General features: G+C 71.6%; 16 protein-coding genes. 11 read left to right on the forward strand and 5 right to left on the reverse strand.

The features are described from left to right. Window positions 1-5: 5 nt before the first annotated feature. From nuoI to ACFVTF_RS20040, 10 genes are all read left to right on the forward strand, one after another. On the forward strand, window positions 6-608 hold the full coding sequence (gene nuoI / locus ACFVTF_RS19995; protein WP_063348141.1) for an NADH-quinone oxidoreductase subunit NuoI: 603 nt from the start codon (window positions 6-8) through the stop codon (window positions 606-608). After that, complete coding sequence (locus ACFVTF_RS20000) at window positions 605-1,600, forward strand: NADH-quinone oxidoreductase subunit J (RefSeq protein WP_387815087.1); 996 nt, start codon at window positions 605-607, stop codon at window positions 1,598-1,600. Before nuoI ends, ACFVTF_RS20000 begins: the two co-directional genes overlap by 4 nt. Continuing rightward, window positions 1,597-1,896: an NADH-quinone oxidoreductase subunit NuoK gene (gene nuoK / locus ACFVTF_RS20005; protein ID WP_030060110.1), complete on the forward strand. Its 300-nt coding sequence runs from the start codon at window positions 1,597-1,599 to the stop codon at window positions 1,894-1,896. The genes ACFVTF_RS20000 and nuoK overlap by 4 nt, the downstream gene beginning before the upstream one ends. A 13-nt stretch (window positions 1,897-1,909) precedes the next feature. Beyond that, the gene (nuoL, locus tag ACFVTF_RS20010) at window positions 1,910-3,823 is read left to right on the forward strand and encodes an NADH-quinone oxidoreductase subunit L (RefSeq protein ID WP_387815089.1); all 1,914 of its coding nucleotides are present in this window, start codon (window positions 1,910-1,912) and stop codon (window positions 3,821-3,823) included. Window positions 3,824-3,857: 34 nt separating this feature from the next. Next, entirely contained in the window at window positions 3,858-5,477 is a 1,620-nt protein-coding gene (locus tag ACFVTF_RS20015; RefSeq protein ID WP_387815091.1) for an NADH-quinone oxidoreductase subunit M, read from the forward strand. 11 nt (window positions 5,478-5,488) lie between these two features. Next, window positions 5,489-7,111 (forward strand): NADH-quinone oxidoreductase subunit NuoN, encoded by a 1,623-nt coding sequence (gene nuoN, locus ACFVTF_RS20020; protein ID WP_350877774.1) that lies wholly within the window; start codon window positions 5,489-5,491, stop codon window positions 7,109-7,111. A gap of 303 nt (window positions 7,112-7,414) precedes the next feature. Then, the gene (locus ACFVTF_RS20025) at window positions 7,415-8,425 is read left to right on the forward strand and encodes a polyprenyl synthetase family protein (RefSeq protein WP_371517460.1); all 1,011 of its coding nucleotides are present in this window, start codon (window positions 7,415-7,417) and stop codon (window positions 8,423-8,425) included. A 115-nt stretch (window positions 8,426-8,540) separates the two neighbouring features. After that, on the forward strand, window positions 8,541-9,203 hold the full coding sequence (locus ACFVTF_RS20030; protein WP_387815093.1) for a response regulator: 663 nt from the start codon (window positions 8,541-8,543) through the stop codon (window positions 9,201-9,203). A 235-nt stretch (window positions 9,204-9,438) separates the two neighbouring features. Further along, on the forward strand, window positions 9,439-11,436 hold the full coding sequence (locus ACFVTF_RS20035; protein WP_371517458.1) for a 2-oxoacid:acceptor oxidoreductase subunit alpha: 1,998 nt from the start codon (window positions 9,439-9,441) through the stop codon (window positions 11,434-11,436). Then, window positions 11,433-12,488 (forward strand): 2-oxoacid:ferredoxin oxidoreductase subunit beta, encoded by a 1,056-nt coding sequence (locus ACFVTF_RS20040; RefSeq protein WP_350877618.1) that lies wholly within the window; start codon window positions 11,433-11,435, stop codon window positions 12,486-12,488. The genes ACFVTF_RS20035 and ACFVTF_RS20040 overlap by 4 nt, the downstream gene beginning before the upstream one ends. Before the next feature lie 106 nt (window positions 12,489-12,594). Here ACFVTF_RS20040 and ACFVTF_RS20045 read toward each other — a convergent pair whose 3' ends face one another. From ACFVTF_RS20045 to ACFVTF_RS20055, 3 genes are all read right to left on the reverse strand, one after another. Then, entirely contained in the window at window positions 12,595-12,975 is a 381-nt protein-coding gene (locus tag ACFVTF_RS20045) for a VOC family protein (RefSeq protein ID WP_387815095.1), read from the reverse strand. 184 nt (window positions 12,976-13,159) lie between these two features. Continuing rightward, window positions 13,160-14,812: an LCP family protein gene (locus ACFVTF_RS20050; RefSeq protein WP_387815097.1), complete on the reverse strand. Its 1,653-nt coding sequence runs from the start codon at window positions 14,810-14,812 to the stop codon at window positions 13,160-13,162. Next, window positions 14,805-15,158: a DUF6542 domain-containing protein gene (locus ACFVTF_RS20055; protein ID WP_387815099.1), complete on the reverse strand. Its 354-nt coding sequence runs from the start codon at window positions 15,156-15,158 to the stop codon at window positions 14,805-14,807. The genes ACFVTF_RS20050 and ACFVTF_RS20055 overlap by 8 nt, the downstream gene beginning before the upstream one ends. Window positions 15,159-15,702: 544 nt before the next feature. On the opposite strand from ACFVTF_RS20055, the gene ACFVTF_RS20060 reads away from it, so the two are divergent. Next, window positions 15,703-16,359 carry a TetR/AcrR family transcriptional regulator gene (locus ACFVTF_RS20060; RefSeq protein WP_371517453.1) on the forward strand — a complete coding sequence of 219 codons (657 nt, stop codon included), beginning with the start codon at window positions 15,703-15,705 and terminating at the stop codon, window positions 16,357-16,359. Window positions 16,360-16,673: 314 nt separating this feature from the next. Here the strand turns inward: ACFVTF_RS20060 and ACFVTF_RS20065 are convergent, their stop codons facing one another. Together ACFVTF_RS20065 and ACFVTF_RS20070 are read right to left on the reverse strand one after the other, a co-directional pair. Next, a complete protein-coding gene (locus tag ACFVTF_RS20065; RefSeq protein WP_387815100.1) occupies window positions 16,674-17,231 on the reverse strand; it encodes an RICIN domain-containing protein in 558 nt (185 codons plus the stop codon). 80 nt (window positions 17,232-17,311) lie between these two features. Then, complete coding sequence (locus tag ACFVTF_RS20070) at window positions 17,312-18,169, reverse strand: peptidoglycan-binding protein (RefSeq protein ID WP_387815102.1); 858 nt, start codon at window positions 18,167-18,169, stop codon at window positions 17,312-17,314. Window positions 18,170-18,191 lie beyond the last annotated feature (22 nt).

The following is an 18,191-nucleotide window of genomic DNA, read 5'->3' on the forward strand; positions in this document are numbered from 1 at the left end:
CCGAGATGTCGTCCGACCAGACGGAGCGGGCCGAACGGCCCGACAAGCCGTCGATCCTCGGCCCGGCCGCCGGCTTCGGCGTGACCTTCAAGGCCATGTTCAAGAAGCGGCTCACCGAGCAGTACCCGGAGCAGAAGAAGCCCACCGCTCCGCGCTTCCACGGCCGCCACCAGCTGAACCGGCACCCGGACGGCCTGGAGAAGTGCGTCGGCTGCGAGCTGTGCGCGTGGGCCTGTCCGGCCGACGCCATCTACGTGGAGGGCGCGGACAACCGGGAGGAGGAGCGCTACTCGCCGGGCGAGCGCTACGGCGCGGTCTACCAGATCAACTACGCCCGCTGCATCCTGTGCGGGCTGTGCATCGAGGCCTGCCCGACCCGCGCGCTCACCATGACCAACGAGTACGAGCTGGCCGACTCCTCGCGCCGGGACCTGATCTTCACCAAGGAGCAACTGCTGGTCGGTCTGTCCGAGGGCATGGTGGACTCCCCGCACTCGATCTTCCCGGGCGCCGACGAGGGCGCGTACTACCGGGGCGAGATCACCGCGGCGGCGCCCGGGACGGTCCAGCAGGAGCGCACCGACCGGGAGCGGGAGGTCCAGCAGTGACCTCCCTCAACCTGGCCGCGACCGGGACGACCTCCCTCGGGGAGGCCGTCCAGTTCTGGGTGCTCGCGGTGATCGCGGTCGGCGGCGCGCTCGGCATGGTGCTGATGCGCAAGGCCGTGCACAGTGCGCTGTGCCTGGCGGCCACGATGATGGCGCTGGCGGTCTGCTACATGGCGCAGGGCGCGGTGTTCCTGGGCGTGGTGCAGATCGTCGTCTACACCGGCGCGATCATGATGCTGTTCCTGTTCGTGGTGATGCTGGTCGGTGTCACCAGCGAGGACTCCCTGAAGGAGCAGTTGAAGGGCCAGCGGTTCGCCGCGGTGCTGTGCGGGCTGGGCTTCGGCGTGCTGCTGATCGCCGGGATCGCCAACGCGCGGCTGGACCACTTCACCGGCCTGTCCGAGGCGAACGCCGAGGGCAACGTGCCGGGTCTGGCCCGGCTGATCTTCACCCGGTACGTGTGGGCGTTCGAGGTCACCGGCGCGCTGCTGATCACCGCGGCGATCGGTGCGATGGTGCTGACCCACCGCGAGCACGTGAAGGCGCCGAAGACGCAGCGCGAGCTGGCCGCCCAGCGGGTCGTGGACAACCTCCAGCTGCCGCCGCTGCCGGCGCCGGGCGTGTACGCGCGGCACAACGCGGTGGACGTCCCGGCGCTGCTGCCGGACGGCACGATCGCCGAGGACTCGGTGATGGCGACGCTGCGCGAGCGCGGCCAGGTCCGGGACGTCAGCCAGGAGATGCTGCGGCGGATGGCCGAGCTGGAGAACACCACGGCGGACTGGCTGGGCCGGCCGTCGTCCGAGCGGCCGGCGGTCTCCGGACCGCGCAAGTCCCTGGAGCCGGTGCCGGCGTCGGTGAACGGCAACAGCGGTCCGAACGGGCTGAACGGCCTGAACGGCAACGGCGGTTCGAACGGCCTGAATGCCAAGGACGGTCTGAACGGCAAGGGCGGCCCGAACGGCCGCGCCGACGAGGAGGGAGCGGAGTGAACCCGGTCAACTACCTGTACCTCGCGGCCCTGTTGTTCACCATCGGCGCGGCCGGAGTGCTGATCCGGCGCAACGCGATCGTGCTGTTCATGTGCGTGGAGCTGATGCTGAACGCCTCGAACCTCGCCCTGGTGACCTTCTCCCGGCTGCACGGCACCCTGGACGGCCAGATCATCGCGTTCTTCACGATGGTGGTCGCGGCGGCCGAGGTCGTGGTCGGCCTCGCCATCATCGTCTCCATCTTCCGGACCAGGCACTCCGCTTCGGTCGACGACAGCAATCTGATGAAGCTGTAGGCGGAGGGCCTCGGTGAACTCTCTCATTCCGCTGCTGGTGGCGGCCCCGCTGGCCGGCGCCGCCCTGCTCCTGCTCGGCGGCCGCGCGCTGGACCGCTTCGGCCACTGGCTGGCCACCGCCCTCGCGGCGCTCTCGTTCGGCTTCGGCCTGGCGCTGTTCCGGGACATGCTGGGCCGCGAGGCCGAGCACCGGGCCGTCACCGAGCACCTGTTCAGCTGGATCCCGGTGAACGGGTTCCAGGCCGACATGTCGTTCCGGCTCGACCAGTTGTCGATGACCTTCGTCCTGCTGATCACCGGCGTCGGCACGCTGATCCACCTGTACTCGGTGGGCTACATGGCGCACGACGAGCGCCGGCGCCGCTTCTTCGCGTACCTGAACCTGTTCCTGGCCGCCATGCTGCTGCTGGTGGTCGCCGACAACTACCTGCTGCTGTACTTCGGTTGGGAGGGTGTGGGCCTCGCCTCGTACCTGCTGATCGGCTTCTGGCAGCACAAGCCGAGCGCGGCGACGGCGGCGAAGAAGGCGTTCATCGTCAACCGGGTCGGCGACCTGGGCCTGTCGATCGCGATCATGCTGATGTTCACCGAGTTCGGCTCCTTCGCCTTCCAGCCGATCCTCGGTTCAGAAGGAGGGGCCGGTGGGGCGGCGCAGGCGAGCGAGGGCAAGCTGACGGCGATCGGCCTGATGCTGCTGCTGGCGGCCTGCGGCAAGTCGGCGCAGGTGCCGCTGCAGTCCTGGCTGGGCGACGCGATGGAGGGCCCGACCCCGGTGTCGGCGCTGATCCACGCGGCCACCATGGTGACCGCCGGCGTCTACCTGATCACCCGCTCGTCGGCGATCTTCGACCTGGCGCCGGACGCGCAGACCGCCGTGGTGGTGGTCGGCGCGGTCACGCTGCTGTTCGGTGCGATCGTCGGTTGCGCGAAGGACGACATCAAGAAGGCGCTGGCCGGGTCGACGATGTCGCAGATCGGCTACATGGTGCTGGCGGCCGGGCTCGGCCCGATCGGCTACGCCTTCGCGATCATGCACCTGGTGACGCACGGCTTCTTCAAGGCCGGGCTGTTCCTCGGTGCCGGGTCGGTCATGCACGGCATGAACGACGAGGTGAACATGCGTCACTACGGCGGCCTGCGCAAGTTCATGCCGGTCACCTTCGTCACCTTCGGCCTCGGCTACCTGGCGATCATCGGCTTCCCCGGCCTGTCCGGCTTCTTCTCCAAGGACAAGATCATCGAGGCGGCCTTCGCCAAGGGCGGCACCGAGGGCTGGATCCTCGGCCTGTGCGCGCTGACCGGCGCCGCCGTCACCGCGTTCTACATGACCCGGGTGATGCTGCTGACCTTCTTCGGCGAGAAGCGCTGGCAGCCGGACGCGGAGGGCAACGCCCCGCACCCGCACGAGTCCCCGAAGACCATGACCATCCCGATGGTCCTGCTGGCCTTCGGCTCGGTCTTCGCCGGCGGGCTGTTCGCCTTCAACGACTCGTTCCTGAAATGGCTGGAGCCGGTCACCGGACACTCCGAGGGCAACTCGCCGCTCGCCCCGCTGGTGGTCACCGTGCTCACCACGGCCTGCATGCTGGCCGGCGTCCTCGTCTCGTACCTGATGTACGGGCGCTCCGCCGTCCCCGTGGTGCCGCCGGTCGGCTCCCCGCTCACCCGGGCCGCCCGCCGCGACCTGCTCCAGGACGACTTCAACCACGCCGTCCTGGTCCGCCCGGGCTCGGCGCTCACCGCGACGCTGGTCTACTTCGACAGCCGCGGCCTGGACGGCTTCGTCAACGGCCTGGCCGCCACCATCGGAGGCGTATCCAGTCGGCTGCGGCGGGTCCAGAACGGCTTCGTCCGCTCGTACGCGCTCTCCATGTTCGGCGGCACGCTGGTGCTGGTCGCCACGACTCTCCTGATGAGGTCCGTCTGATGACTCGCGCAGATTCCACGTGGGGGGTGCGGCCATGAGCGCGTTGCTGACCGCCACCTGTGCCGTCCCGGCGGCCGGCGCGGTGCTGACCGCCGCCCTGCCCGCCGGGTCGACCGAGCGCCGCCGCTCGACCACCAAGGCCGTCGCCCTGGGCGTCTCGGTCGTCACCCTGGTGCTGGCCGCCGTGGTGGCGACCCGCTTCGACCCGCACGGCGACCGCTACCAGCTGACCGAGTCGTACAGCTGGATCCGCTCCTTCGGCATCACCTTCTCGCTCGGCGTGGACGGCATCGGCGCCGTCCTCGCCCTGCTCACCGCCGTCCTGGTGCCGGTGGTGATGCTGGCCTCCTGGCACGACGCCGACCCGGGGCCGGCCGCCCCCGACGGCACGTTCGAGAACAGGCGCCGCACCCAGGGCTTCTTCGCCCTGATCCTGGCGGTGGAGGCGATGGTGGTCGTCTCCTTCTACGCCACCGACGTCTTCCTCTTCTACGTGTTCTTCGAAGCCATGCTGATCCCGATGTACTTCCTGATCGGCGGCTTCGGCGACCGGGCCGGCGGCCCCGACGCGGCGCGCCAGCGCTCGTACGCGGCCGTGAAGTTCCTGCTCTACAACCTGCTCGGCGGCCTGGTGATGCTGGCCGCCGTGATCGGCCTGTACGTGATCGCGCAGGACCAGGGCTTCGGCACCTTCGACCTCCGGACCCTCACCTCGGCGATCGCCGACGGCAGGCTCCAGCTGTCCGGCACCGCCGAGAAGGCGCTGTTCCTCGGCTTCTTCTTCGCCTTCGCGGTGAAGGCCCCGCTGTGGCCGCTGCACACCTGGCTGCCGAACGCGATGGGCGAGGCCACCGCCGGCACCGCCGTGCTGATCACCGCCGTGGTCGACAAGGTCGGCACCTTCGCGATGCTGCGCTTCTGCCTCGGGCTGTTCCCGCACGCCTCGAAGACCTTCGCCCCGGTGATCCTGGTCCTGTCGGTGATCGGGATCATCTACGGCGCGCTGCTGGCGGTCGGTCAGAAGGACATCAAGCGGCTGGTCGCCTACGCGTCGATCTCGCACTTCGGCTTCATCATCATGGGCATCTTCGCGCTGACCAGCCAGGGCCAGAGCGGCGCCACCCTCTACATGGTCAACCACGGCATCTCCACCGCCGCGTGGATGCTGGTGGCGGGCTTCCTGATCTCCCGCCGCGGCTCGCGGCTGATCGCCGACTACGGCGGGGTGCAGAAGGTCGCCCCGGTGCTCGCCGGAACGTTCCTGGTCGGCGGTCTGGCCACCCTGTCGCTGCCCGGGCTGGCCCCGTTCGTCAGCGAGTTCCTGGTGCTGGTCGGCACGTTCACCCGCTACCCGGCGATCGGCATCGTGGCGACCTTCGGCATCGTGCTGGCCGCGCTGTACGCCCTGCTGCTGTACCAGCGCACCATGACCGGCCCGGTGAAGGCCGGCGTCGGCGGGATGCCCGACCTCAAGGTCCGCGAACTGGCCGTGGTCGCCCCGCTGGTGGCGCTGACCATCCTGCTCGGCGTCTACCCCAAGCCGCTCACCGACCTGGTCAACCCCTCGGTGAACGCGACGCTCTCGCAGGTCCACGAGACCGACCCGGCGCCGGCCCACCCGGTCGCCGCCACCTCAGGAGGTGAGCAGAAGTGAGCACCACCGGCATGCTCGCCGCCGCCGGCGGCAACACCGCCAGCATCCCGGCGCCGCACCTGGAGTACGGCCAGCTCTCCCCGATGCTGGTGGTGTTCGGCGCCGCCGTGGCCGGCATCCTGGTGGAGGCCTTCGTGCCCCGCCGGTACCGGCACTGGACGCAGGTGTCGCTCGCCCTGGCCGGGCTGATCGGCTCCTTCGTCGCCGTGGTGGTGCTGGCCTCCCAGGGCTTCGGCTCCACCCGGGTCGACCTGCTGGCCATGGAGTCCGTCGCGCTGGACGGCCCGGCACTGTTCCTGCAAGGTGTGATCCTGCTGGCCGCCGTCGTCGCGGTGCTCACCTACGCCGAACGGAAGCTGGAGCCCAAGGCGGGCGGCCTGCCCGCCGACGCCTTCGCGGCCCAGGCCGCCGCCACCCCCGGCGGCGAGCAGGAGCGGGCCGCGGTCCGGGCCGGCTTCGCCACCAGCGAGGTCTTCCCGCTCACCATGTTCGCGGTCGGCGGGATGCTGCTGTTCCCCGCGGCCAACGACCTGCTGACGATGTTCGTGGCGCTGGAGGTCTTCTCCCTCCCGCTGTACCTGCTCTGCGCGCTGGCCCGGCGCCGCCGGCTGCTCTCCCAGGAGGCGGCCGTCAAGTACTTCCTGCTGGGCGCCTTCGCCTCGGCGTTCTTCCTGTTCGGCACCGCGCTGCTGTACGGCTACGCGGGCAGCGTGAAGCTCGGCGACATCTCGGACGTGATCTCCGGCAAGGCGATGACCACCCCGGCGCAGCTGAGCAGCACCCAGAGTGACGCGCTGCTGCTGATCGGCCTGGCGATGCTCGCGGTCGGCCTGCTGTTCAAGGTCGGCGCGGTGCCGTTCCACTCCTGGACCCCGGACGTGTACCAGGGCGCGCCGACCCCGGTGACCGGCTTCATGGCGGCGGCGACGAAGGTCGCGGCCTTCGGGGCGTTCCTGCGGCTGTTCTACGTGGCCTTCCCCGGCCTGCGGCTGGACTGGCGACCGGTGCTGTGGGGGGTGGCGATCCTCACCATGGTGGTGGGCGCGGTGCTGGCGGTCACCCAGCAGGACGTCAAGCGGCTGCTGGCGTACTCCTCGATCGCGCACGCCGGGTTCATCCTCACGGGCGTGATCGCCACCAACAAGCAGGGCCTGTCCTCGGTGCTGTTCTACCTGCTGTCGTACTCCTTCGTGACGCTCGGCGCGTTCGCCGTGGTCACCCTGGTGCGCGACTCCAAGGGGGAGGCGACCCACCTGTCCAGCTGGGCCGGGCTGGGCCGGCGCTCGCCGCTGGTGGCGGCGGTGTTCGCGCTGTTCCTGCTGGCCTTCGCCGGGATCCCGCTGACCTCCGGGTTCACCGGGAAGTTCGCGGTGTTCCAGGCGGCGGCGGCCGGCGGGGCGACGCCGCTGGTGATCGTCGGTGTGCTGAGTTCGGCGGTGGCCGCGTTCTTCTACATCCGGGTCATCGTGCTGATGTTCTTCTCCGACCCGAAGCCGGGCGGCCCGACGGTCGCGATCCCGAGCGCCTTCACGGCGACCGCGATCGGGGTGGGGGTGCTGGTCACGCTGGGTCTCGGCCTGCTGCCGCAGTACTTCCTGGACCTGGCGTCGAAGGCCGCGCTGTTCGTCCGCTGACCGCCTCCGGGGCGGCGCCGCCGCCCCGGGCCCGTCCGGGCCGCGCCCTCGGCGCGCGGTCCGGACGCGCGTTTGCCGCCGGCCCGCCGGCGGAGGGGCTCCGGCCCGTGTTTTCCAGCTGAATTCGCCCCCACCGCAGTACTGCCCCCACAGCCGCCCTGACCAGGGCATCCGGCCCGATCATGACAGGATCCGCACGCCCGTGCAGTGATCCACTCGTGACCGGATACCCTGCCTGTATGGCCAGCGGCGGCACTCAGGGACCAGGCCGCTAGATCGACCAGGGACAGAGGAGTGGTCTTCGTGACCGTCGTGGGACCCTTCGGGCTCAGCGTGCAGGACCGCGACCTGACCCGGGACGTTCAGGCCGGACTGGACGCGGTGGAGACGGCGCTCGCCGAGGCCGTCAAGAGCGACGTCCCGTTCATCACCATCACCGCCAGTCACCTCATCGAGGCCGGCGGCAAGCGCTTCCGTCCGCTGCTGCTGCTGCTGGCGGCGCAGTTCGGCGACCCGGGGGCGCCCGGCGTGGTGCCGGCCGCCGTCGTCGTCGAGCTCACCCACCTGGCGACCCTGTACCACGACGACGTCATGGACGAGGCCCCGGTGCGCCGCGGCGCCCCCAGCGCCAACTCCCGCTGGGACAACTCGGTGGCCATCCTCACCGGCGACTTCCTGTTCTCCCGCGCCTCCCAGGTGCTCGCCGACCTCGGCCCCGAGGCGGTGCGGATGCAGGCCGACGCCTTCGAGCGGCTGGTCACCGGCCAGATCCTGGAGACCCGCGGCCCCGGCCCGGACGGCGACCCGCTGCTGCACTACCTCGACGTGCTGGCCGGCAAGACCGGCTCGCTGATCGCGGTCTCCTGCCGGATAGGAGCGCTGATGGCCGGCGCCGAGCCGTGGATGGTGGACACCCTCAGCGAGTTCGGCGAGCGGATCGGCATCGCCTTCCAGCTGGCCGACGACGTGCTGGACATCGCCAGCGACGGCCAGGAGTCCGGCAAGACCCCCGGCACCGACCTGCGCGAGGGCGTGCCGACCCTGCCGACCCTGCTGCTGGAGCAGATGCCGGCCGACCCCGCCGACCCGGCCGACGCCCGGCTGCGCGAACTGCTCACCCTGGACCTCGCCGACGACGAGCTGCACGCCGAGGCGCTGCGGCTGCTGCGCCGCCACCCCGCGCTGGAGCGCGCCCGCCGGGAGACGCTGCGCCAGGCCGAGGACGCCCGGGCGCTGCTCGCCCCGCTGCCGGACTGCGCGGCGAAGGCGGCCCTGGAGGGGCTCTGCGACGCGGTGGCGATCCGGACCATGTGACCGGGGCGCGGCGGGCGGCGGCCCCCGGCCGGCGGATCCGCGGACGGCGGGCCGGGTGTTTACCCGGATGGGGGAGACTGGCCCCTGTCAGCTCAGCCCTGCCGGGAAGGTCACCATGCGCCGCGTCGTCATAGCCGAGGACTCCGTACTGCTGCGGGAGGGCCTGACCCGGCTGCTCACCGACCGGGGCCTGGAGGTCGTGGCGGGTGTCGGCGACGGCGCCGCGCTGGTGAAGACCATCCACGACCTGGCCGCGGCCGGGCAACTGCCGGACGTCGTGGTCTCCGACGTGCGGATGCCGCCGAGCCACACCGACGAGGGCCTGCGCGCCTGCGTCGAGCTCCGCGCGCGCTACCCGGAACTGAACGTGCTGGTGCTGTCGCAGTTCGTGGAGGAGCGGTACGCCTCCGAGCTGCTGGCGGGTTCGACCCGGGGCGTCGGCTACCTGCTGAAGGACCGGGTCGCGGAGGTGCGCGAGTTCGCGGACGCGGTGGTCCGGGTCTCCGAGGGCGGCACCGCGCTGGACCCGGAGGTCGTGCAGCAACTCCTCAGCCGCAGCCGCAAGGGCGACGTGCTGGCCAACCTCACGCCGCGCGAGCGGGAGGTGCTCGGGCTGATGGCGGAGGGCCGCACCAACAGCGCGGTGGCCAAGCAGCTGGTGGTCTCGGACGGCGCGGTGGAGAAGCACGTCAGCAACATCTTCCTGAAGCTGGGCCTGGCGCAGAGCCCGGAGGACCACCGCCGGGTGCTGGCGGTGCTCACCTACCTCAACTCGTAGCCGTCCGAGCGGCCGGGCAGCTCGGGGGCGGGGAGCGGCCGTCGGACGCGGAATGATCTCCGCCGGTCGTACGTTGTACCCCGTGTGCGGTTCGGGCGCGGGCCGGTGTTTTCCCGCCGCACGTGGGAGTTCCGTCCGGGATCAAGTGCCCGCGCATAGGATGCGGGAGGTGCACCAAGCGGACGGGGCACGGGGCCGCGCCCGCGGTGGTGTGCCCTCGAGGAGGTCCGCGGCAGTGACCAGTCAGGTCGATCAGTCAGAGGCAGTGGACGGCTCGGACGGCGATGGTGGTCGTTCCGGGAACGGTGACGGACGCCCTGGTGCGGCCGTGCCCGCCGATCCAACGGCCCCGGGAGGTTCGCCGCCGAGGCACAGCAAGCCGATCCGCCGACTCGACCGGGTGATCATCCGTTTCGCCGGCGACTCGGGTGACGGCATGCAGCTCACCGGTGACCGGTTCACCTCGGAGACGGCGTCCTTCGGCAACGACCTCTCCACGCTGCCGAACTTCCCGGCCGAGATCCGGGCGCCCGCCGGGACGCTGCCGGGCGTGTCGAGCTTCCAACTGCACTTCGCGGACCACGACATCCTCACCCCGGGGGACGCGCCGAACGTGCTGGTGGCGATGAACCCGGCGGCGCTGAAGGCGAACCTGGAGGACCTGCCGCGCGGCGCGCAGATCATCGTCAACACGGACGAGTTCACCAAGCGCGCGCTGGCGAAGGTCGGTTACGCGGCGGATCCGCTGGCCGACGGCTCGCTGGAGGGCTACCACCTGCACAAGGTGCCGCTGACGACGCTGACCCTGGAGGCGTTGAAGGACAGCGGCCTGGCGCGCAAGGACGCCGAGCGGGCCAAGAACATGTTCGCGCTGGGGCTGCTGTCCTGGATGTACCACCGCCCCACCCGCGGGACGGAGACCTTCCTGCGCAGCAAGTTCGCGAAGAAGCCGCAGATCGCCGAGGCGAACATCAGCGCCTTCAAGGCGGGTTGGAACTTCGGTGAGACCACGGAGTCCTTCGCGGTCTCCTACGAGGTGCCGCCGGCCAAGCTCCCGGCCGGGCGCTACCGCAACATCTCGGGGAACCTGGCGCTCTCCTACGGCCTGATCGCCGCCGCGCAGCGCTCCGGGCTGCCGCTGTACCTGGGCTCGTACCCGATCACGCCGGCCTCGGACATCCTGCACGAGCTGAGCCGGCACAAGAACTTCGGCGTCCGCACCTTCCAGGCCGAGGACGAGATCGCCGGGATCGGCGCCGCGCTCGGCGCGTCCTTCGGCGGCGCGCTCGGCGTGACGACGACCTCGGGCCCCGGGGTGGCGCTGAAGAGCGAGACGATCGGCCTGGCGGTGTCGCTGGAACTGCCGCTGCTGGTCGTGGACATCCAGCGCGGCGGCCCCTCCACCGGCCTGCCGACCAAGACGGAGCAGGCGGACCTGCTGCAGGCGATGTTCGGGCGCAACGGCGAGGCGCCGGTGCCGATCGTCGCCCCGGCGACGCCGGCCGAGTGCTTCGACGCCGCGCTGGAGGCGGCGCGGATCGCGGTGACGTACCGGACGCCGGTGTTCCTGCTCTCGGACGGCTACCTGGCGAACGGCTCGGAGCCGTGGCGGATCCCGGAGGTGGACGAACTCCCGCTGATCAGCCCGGACTTCGCGACCGGGCCGAACCGCGAGGACGGCTCGTTCTGGCCCTACCTGCGGGATCCGAAGACCCTGGCCAGGCCGTGGGCGCTGCCCGGCACGCCGGGGCTGGAGCACCGGATCGGCGGGATCGAGAAGCAGGACGGGACGGGGAACATCTCCTACGACCCGGCGAACCACGACTTCATGGTCCGCACCCGGCAGGCGAAGATCGACGGGATCGCCGTCCCCGACGTGGAGGTCGACGACCCGAGCGGCGAGGCGCGGGTGCTGGTGCTCGGCTGGGGCTCGACGTACGGGCCGATCACCGCGGCCGTGCGGCGGGTGCGGGCGGACGGCGGGGAGGTCGCCCAGGCGCACCTGCGCCACCTGAACCCCTTCCCGGCCAACCTGGGCACGGTGCTCCGGAGTTACGAGAAGGTCATCGTCCCGGAGATGAACCTCGGCCAGCTCGCGCTGCTGCTGCGGGCGAAGTACCTGGTGGACGCGGAGTCCTACAACCAGGTGCGTGGACTGCCGTTCAAGGCGGCACAGTTGGCGGACGTGCTGTCGGCGGCGATCGGCACCCTGGACGAGGAGGACCACCGATGAGCGAGAACGGCTTCCCCTCCCTGAACCTGGTGCCCAAGGCCGAAGGGCCGCAGAGCGCCCGGGACTTCAAGACCGACCAGGAGGTGCGCTGGTGCCCCGGCTGCGGGGACTACGCCGTCCTGGCGGCGGTGCAGGGCTTCATGCCGGAGCTCGGCATCAAGCGCGAGAACACCGTGTTCGTCTCCGGGATCGGCTGTTCCTCGCGCTTCCCGTACTACATGAACACCTACGGGGTGCACTCGATCCACGGGCGCGCGCCGGCGATCGCGACCGGGCTGGCCTCCTCGCGGCAGGACCTGAGCGTGTGGGTGGTGACGGGGGACGGCGACGCGCTGTCCATCGGCGGCAACCACCTGATCCACGCGTTGCGGCGCAACGTCAACCTGAAGATCCTGCTGTTCAACAACCGGATCTACGGCCTGACCAAGGGCCAGTACTCGCCGACCAGCGAGCTGGGCAAGATCACCAAGTCGACGCCGATGGGCTCGCTGGACGCGCCGTTCAACCCGCTCTCGCTGGCGATCGGCGCCGAGGCGACCTTCGTCGCCCGGACGATCGACTCGGACCGCCAGCACCTGCAGTCGGTGCTGCGGGCGGCGGCCGCGCACGAGGGCACCGCGCTGGTGGAGATCTACCAGAACTGCAACATCTTCAACGACGGCGCGTTCGAGGCCCTGAAGCAGCCCGGCACCCGGGACGAGGCGCTGATCCGGCTGGAGCACGGGCAGCCGATCCGCTTCGGCGCGGACCTGGCCGGCGGCGTGTTCCGCGGCCCGGACGGCGAGCTGTTCACCGCGCCGGTGACGGCGGACAACGAGGCGCGGGTGCTGGTCCACGACGCGCACGCGGCCAACCCGGCGGCGGCCTTCGCGCTGTCCCGGATCGCCGACGCCGACACCCTGCACCACACCCCGATCGGTGTGCTGCGCGATGTGCGGCGGCCCGTCTACGACGAGCTGATGGCGGGCCAGCTGGTGGCCGCGCAGGCCGATCGCGGGCCGGGCGACCTGGCCGCGCTGCTGGCGGGCGGCGACACCTGGACGGTGGACTGACCGGTCCGGTCACTGCGGCGCCCCCTCGGCCATCGGCCGAGGGGGCGCCGCCGTTTCGGGCGCCCGGTCCCTGCTCGGGGCGCTCGGTTGCTGCTCTGGCGGGCGGTTACTGCCTGGCCCACTCGACCAGTTCGATCACGACCCCGTTCGGGTCGGTGACCTGGAACAGCTTCTCGCCCCACGGCTCCTCGCGCAGCGGCAGGGTGATCTCGACCCCTTCGCCGCGCAGCCGCCGCTCCTCGCCGGCGAGGTCCTCGACGACGAACGCCAGGATGACGCCGGACGCGGTCCGGTCGCGCTGGTCCTCGGGCAGCACCTCCAGGCCGCGCCGCAGGCAGACGACGTTGACCCCGCCGCCGGGGTGCTGGAGCGAGACGAAGCCGTCGGCCGACATCTCCTCGGTGTAGCCGAAGTGCCGCCGGAGGAAGGCGGCGGAGGCGGTGACGTCCTCGACGGTCAGGGCGAGGGTGGTGGTGGTGATCTGCATGGCGGAGCCCTCTCGTCGGCGCGGGCGCGCGGTTATCCCGTACGCAGTACACTATACATAGTACGGAGAATTGCGCGAGGGGCGTCCGCCCTGGATTCGGACGTGGGGGAAGGCGCGGGGAAAAGCCGTAGGGAGGCTCCCTGGTGGGAGCCTCCCTACGGCTCGGTGCGTCAGGTGCGGGGTGTCAGTAGACGCAGGGGATGCCGCCGTCGCTCTGGGCGTCGACCGACGGGCCCTGCACGGGCAGGTTGGCCGCCGGGTCGGACGGGGCCCCGGTCGCGGAGCCGCCCGGCGCTGCGGCGCCCGTCTTGTCGTCGGTCGCGCCGGTGAAGCCGGTGCCGAGGGTGACGACCACCCGGTCGGCGGGGGCCGACGCGGACTCCGTGGCGGTGACGCCGTAGCGGGCGGCGATCTGGTCGGCCGCCTCCTTGGCGCCCTTGCCGTAGGCCACGGTGGTGGTCTTGGGCTTCGCGGCGGCGCTGCCGGTCTTGCCCGCCTTGAAGCCCATCGCGACCAGGGCCTTGGACTCGGCGGTGGAGGAGACCCCGGCGGCCGTGGAGGCGTTGAAGACGTCCACGGTGGTGGGGACGGCGGCCTTGGTGGTGGGCGGCGCGGTCGTGGGCGGAGCGGAGGAGGCCGCCGGGGCGGGCGTGTCGCCCGCCGCCTCGGGGGCGGCCGGGGCGGAGTCGGCGTAGCCGAAGATCTGCTTGACGACCTTCTGGAGCTTCGCGGGGGTGACCAGGTTGACGTCCTGGCCGTTGCGGGTGCCGAAGCCGTCGAAGGTCAGGGTGTTGAACTCGACGTTGCCGCCGGTGAGGTTGGGGGCCTGCTGGGCGAAGTCGAGGACGTTCCACTCGTTGTCGATGACCAGGTCCTTCTGCACCACGCCGAACAGCTGCTGCAGCTTGCCGAGGTCGCTGATGACGCCGTCCTGCTTGAGCTTGTGCACGACGGAGGAGATGAAGGCCTGCTGGCGGTGGGTACGGGCGAAGTCGCCGCTGTTGCCGTCCGGGCCGTCCAGGTTGTGGCGCTGGCGGACGAAGGAGAGCGCCTGCGAGGCGTTGAGCTTGTTGATGCCCTTGTGGAAGTCGGCACCGGAGCCCTGGCCCTCCATGGCCGGGTCCTTGGTGTCGTGGGTGAGGCAGACCTCGATCGGCTCGACGGCCTTGGCGATGTCGTAGAAGCCCATCAGGTTGACTTCGGCTATGTGGTCGACGGGCTGGTCGAGGAACTTCTGCACGGTCTGGATGGTGGCCGCCCGGCCGGCGTCACGGCCGGCCTTCTCCAGGTCCGCGCCCTTGAGCCCCTTCGCCTGGAGGGCCGGGGTGGCCTTCTCCTTGGCCTCGCCGTAGGCCTCCTTGATCTTGCGCATACCGGCCTGCTTGCCGTCCCCGGTGTAGGTCATGACGTAGTCGTCACGGGGGATGGAGACGGCCTGCGCCTTGCCGCCGCCGGCGGGGATGTGCAGCAGGATCAGGGAGTTGGTGTTGTAGCCGCCGATGTCGGAGCTGTGGCCGGCGTGCAGTTCGTCCTGGACGAACTCCGGCGGCAGGTCCGTCCCGTCCATGTTCTTGCGGCTGTCGAGGCCGATCAGCAGGATGTTGACCGAGTTGTCGAGGTGCTTGGGCGCGTTCTTCTTGGTCTCGGCGATGGCGTTGGAGGTGGTCATCCCGTCCGTGAGGGACGTCACCTCGTACCAGACCACCCCGCTCGCGGCGAACACCGCGAGGGCGACCGAGCAGGCCAGCGTCCGGCCCGCGATCAGCAGGGGGGACGTGCGGCGGGTCGGGGGCGCGGCGGCGCGGCCGCCGTCCCGGGTCTGCGGGTTCTCAGCCATGGTCCCTCCTCCGGTCCCGGACCAGCCGGACCACGATCACCAGGGCGGCCGCCGCGGCGGCCGCGGCCATCACGGGAAAGTCGTGGACCACCCACTTCGCGGAGCCGGTGGCCAGGTTCTTGCCCTGGTAGGCGTCACCGTCGGCCAGCAGTTCCGCGCCGGCCGTCACCCCCAGGACCAGCAGCGGAGTGGAGGCGAGGACCCACCACCAGCCGTTGCGGCTGCTGAGTGCGGCCGCCAGGCCGGTGCCGAGCACGGCGCCCACCAGGAAGGCCGTCCCCATGCCGGGGCCGGAGAGCTCGTCGATACCGGCGCCCACGGCCGGCAGCCCCACGGCCAGGGCCACGGGCAGGGCCGCTCCGCCGGGGCCGGGGCGGGCGGGGGCCTTGTTCGCCCGTCGGCGGGCTCCCTGGTCGGAGGCGCGCCCCGGTGGCCGGCGGTCGGAGGCGCGCCCCGGTGTCCGCTGGTCGGTCGTTCGCTGGTCGCGCGTTCGCTGGTCGGCCGACCGTTGGCCGGTCGTCCGCTGGTCGGTCGTCCGTGCCTGCGTCTCCTGGCCGGGCGTTCGCCCGTGTGCCTCCTGGTTGGACGTCCGTCCTCGCCGCCCCGCCACGCACTCACCCCCGGTGTTCCCGTGCTTTGCGCCCCTGTGGCGCCTGCGCCCGGTCCTCGTGAGATGAGCCGTTGTGCGCTGCCACTTCTGGACGCTGCTGTTCGGCCGGCCGGTTCCCGCGCTCGGCTTCCGTGTTCCGGTCGGGGGCAGGCGTGCTGTTGAATTCCCTCTACACGGGTGTAGAGGTTGTAGGCAGCATAGAGCACCCTTGTTCGATGGCAACCCGGCTCAGGCGGGCTCGGGAGACACTACACCGGGCAGTTTTCGAGAGTCCCGGTAGATGAGGAGTGACGCCGTGGCGGCGACGGGCGGAGCGGGACGGCCGGAGAAGCGCAAGGCGATCACGCGGGCCGCGACGGCGGTGTTCGGGCGCGAGGGTTACGTCCGGGCCAGCATGGACGCGATCGCGGCGGAGGCCGGGGTGTCCAAGCGCACGGTCTACAACCACTTCGCCGACAAGGAGACCCTCTTCCTCTCCGTCGCGCTCCAGAACTCGGCCGAACTCACCGAGGTCATGGGAGAGTTGATGGACAAGCACCTCGACCGGGTGGTGGACCTGCGCCAGGGCCTCACCGACTTCGCGGTCGAACGGGCCCGGGCCGCCCTCTCGGCCGGGGACCGCGGCGCGCTCGGCCGGGCCATCCGCGCCGAGGTCGCCAACATCCCGGCCGACGTCCTGGAGGCGTGGCTGGAGGCCGGCCCGATCGCCTCGCAGCGCGACCTCGCGCGGCGGTTCGAGGCGATCGCGGACCGGGGCCTGCTGGCCGTCGACGACGCCCCGCAGACGGCCGAGCAGTTCACGCTGCTGACCTTCCACGGCGTCGCCGAGCGCTCGTTCTGGGGCGCCCTGCCGGTGGCGGACGAGGAGCTCGCCCGGATCGCGGCGCTCGGTGTCGACGCCTTCCTGCGGATCCACCGGGTGCCCGTGGCGCGGTGACGGCGCGGGTGCCCGCGGCGCGGTGACGGCGGGCGCCGGAGCGTGGGACGTCCGCGGTGCGGTGACGGCGGGCGCCTGACCGTGACACGCCGTCGGGGAGGGGTTTCGGCGGCGTGTCACGGGGCCCACTCGTGGGCGGGCAGGTCGAGGACCGGCTCGCCGACGAACCCCTCCGCCGGCCCAGGGGTGGCTCGGGCGGAGGGTGGTGGGCGCGGACCGGTCCGCTCGCCGGAGTCGGCGAACGGACCGGGGACGGGTCGGGTCCGACGGTCCGCGCCCGGGGCGGGAACCGTCGGACCCCTCTCGGTGAGCCGTCAGCCGATCTTCCAGCGCTGGGCCGGGTCGTTGCCGTTGCAGGACGTCACCGAGGTGAGCTGGGCGACGCCGTTGGACTTGAGGCACTGGCCGGTGGCCACGTTCTGGATCAGGTACCAGCCGCGGTCCTCGCCGGTGCGGATCCACTTCTGGTTGGTCGGCAGCCACTCGCCGGCCGGGCGGTTGAGGCCGTCCCAGCCGCCGGGGGTGTCCCAGAGCTGGACGGCGCCCGAGCGGGTGTCGAGGTCGACGACCTTGCCGGCCGAGCCGTGCGAGATGGCGGTGGTGCCGTCGCAGTAGCCCCAGAACGACCAGGTCTGCGCGGCGCTCTGGTTGCCCTGGTAGACGCCGATCCGCTGGCCGTTGACCTCCGTGTTGGCCGGCAGGTCGAGGACGCCGGTGGCGCCGTTGTAGACGGCGGTGACGGTCTGCAGGTTCGGCGGCAGCTCGCAGCCGGCGGCGTGCGCGGCCGGGGCGGTGACCACGGCCGCCCCCGCGACGGCCGCGACGGCGCCGAGCCCGGCGAGGAACCTGCGGGTACGGGTGACGGGTTTCATCGGGTTCTCCTTCTGGGTGTGGTGGCCCTGGGTGCGGTGGATCCGGGTGCGGTGGATCCGGATGGGGTGGAGGCGCGGCGTCAGCCGCGCGGGACCTGGAGGGCGTCCCACTGCTTGGGGCCGGGGATTCCGTCGGCGTCGCCGCCGGAGTCGCCCAGCTTGTGCTGCCAGTTGCGGAAGGATTCGAGGTCCGCGCCGGACCACTCGGGGCCGGGGCCCTCGGCGTAGGCGGAGCAGCCCTCGGCGACCAGGCGCTCGCCCATCCGGGTGATGACGTCGCTCTTCTGGCCGTCCTGGAAGAAGTCGGCGCCGGGGAAGGGCTCGTAGCCGCCCTCGCCGCCGCCTCCGTCCCCGCCGCCGTCGGCCTGGGGCCGGGCGCCGCCGTTCGGCTGGTCGGCGGCGGAGGCCTCCTGCCCGAAGTAGACGGCCCCCTGGCGGTCCCGCCACTGCGGGTCGGCGAGGATGACGCCGTCGGCGAAGTCCGGGATGCCGTACCCGTACACCCAACTCGACTTGCGGTCACGGGTCTTGAGGTAGACGCCGTCGCCCTCGGAGCTGCCGTCGTCGTTGGTGTTGCCCTCGACGGTGGTGATGGTGGAGCCGGTGTAGGCGACGCAGATGCCGGTGTGGCTGCCGCCGCCGGGGCCGTAGAACACCTGGCCGCCGATCACCGGGTAGTCGGTGAAGCGGTCGCGGTCCCTGAACCAGGCGACGCCCTCCGCGCAGGAGGCCGTCACCGGGAACAGTCCGGCGTTGCCGGACTGCCGGGCGCACCAGGCGACGAACGTCGCGCACCAGGCCTCGCCCTGGGACCACTCCAGGCCGGGGACGGCCGGGGAGTACTTCTGGATGTTGTTCCAGTGCGAGCCGCTGCGGCCCTCCTGGTATCCGACCTCGTCTCGGGCGACGCGGATCAGGTCCGCCGCGTTCGAGGACATGAGGGTGGCTCCTTGCTTGCTG

Origin of the sequence: Kitasatospora sp. NPDC057940 (assembly GCF_042887425.1) — a bacterium.
Lineage (GTDB): Bacteria > Actinomycetota > Actinomycetes > Streptomycetales > Streptomycetaceae > Kitasatospora.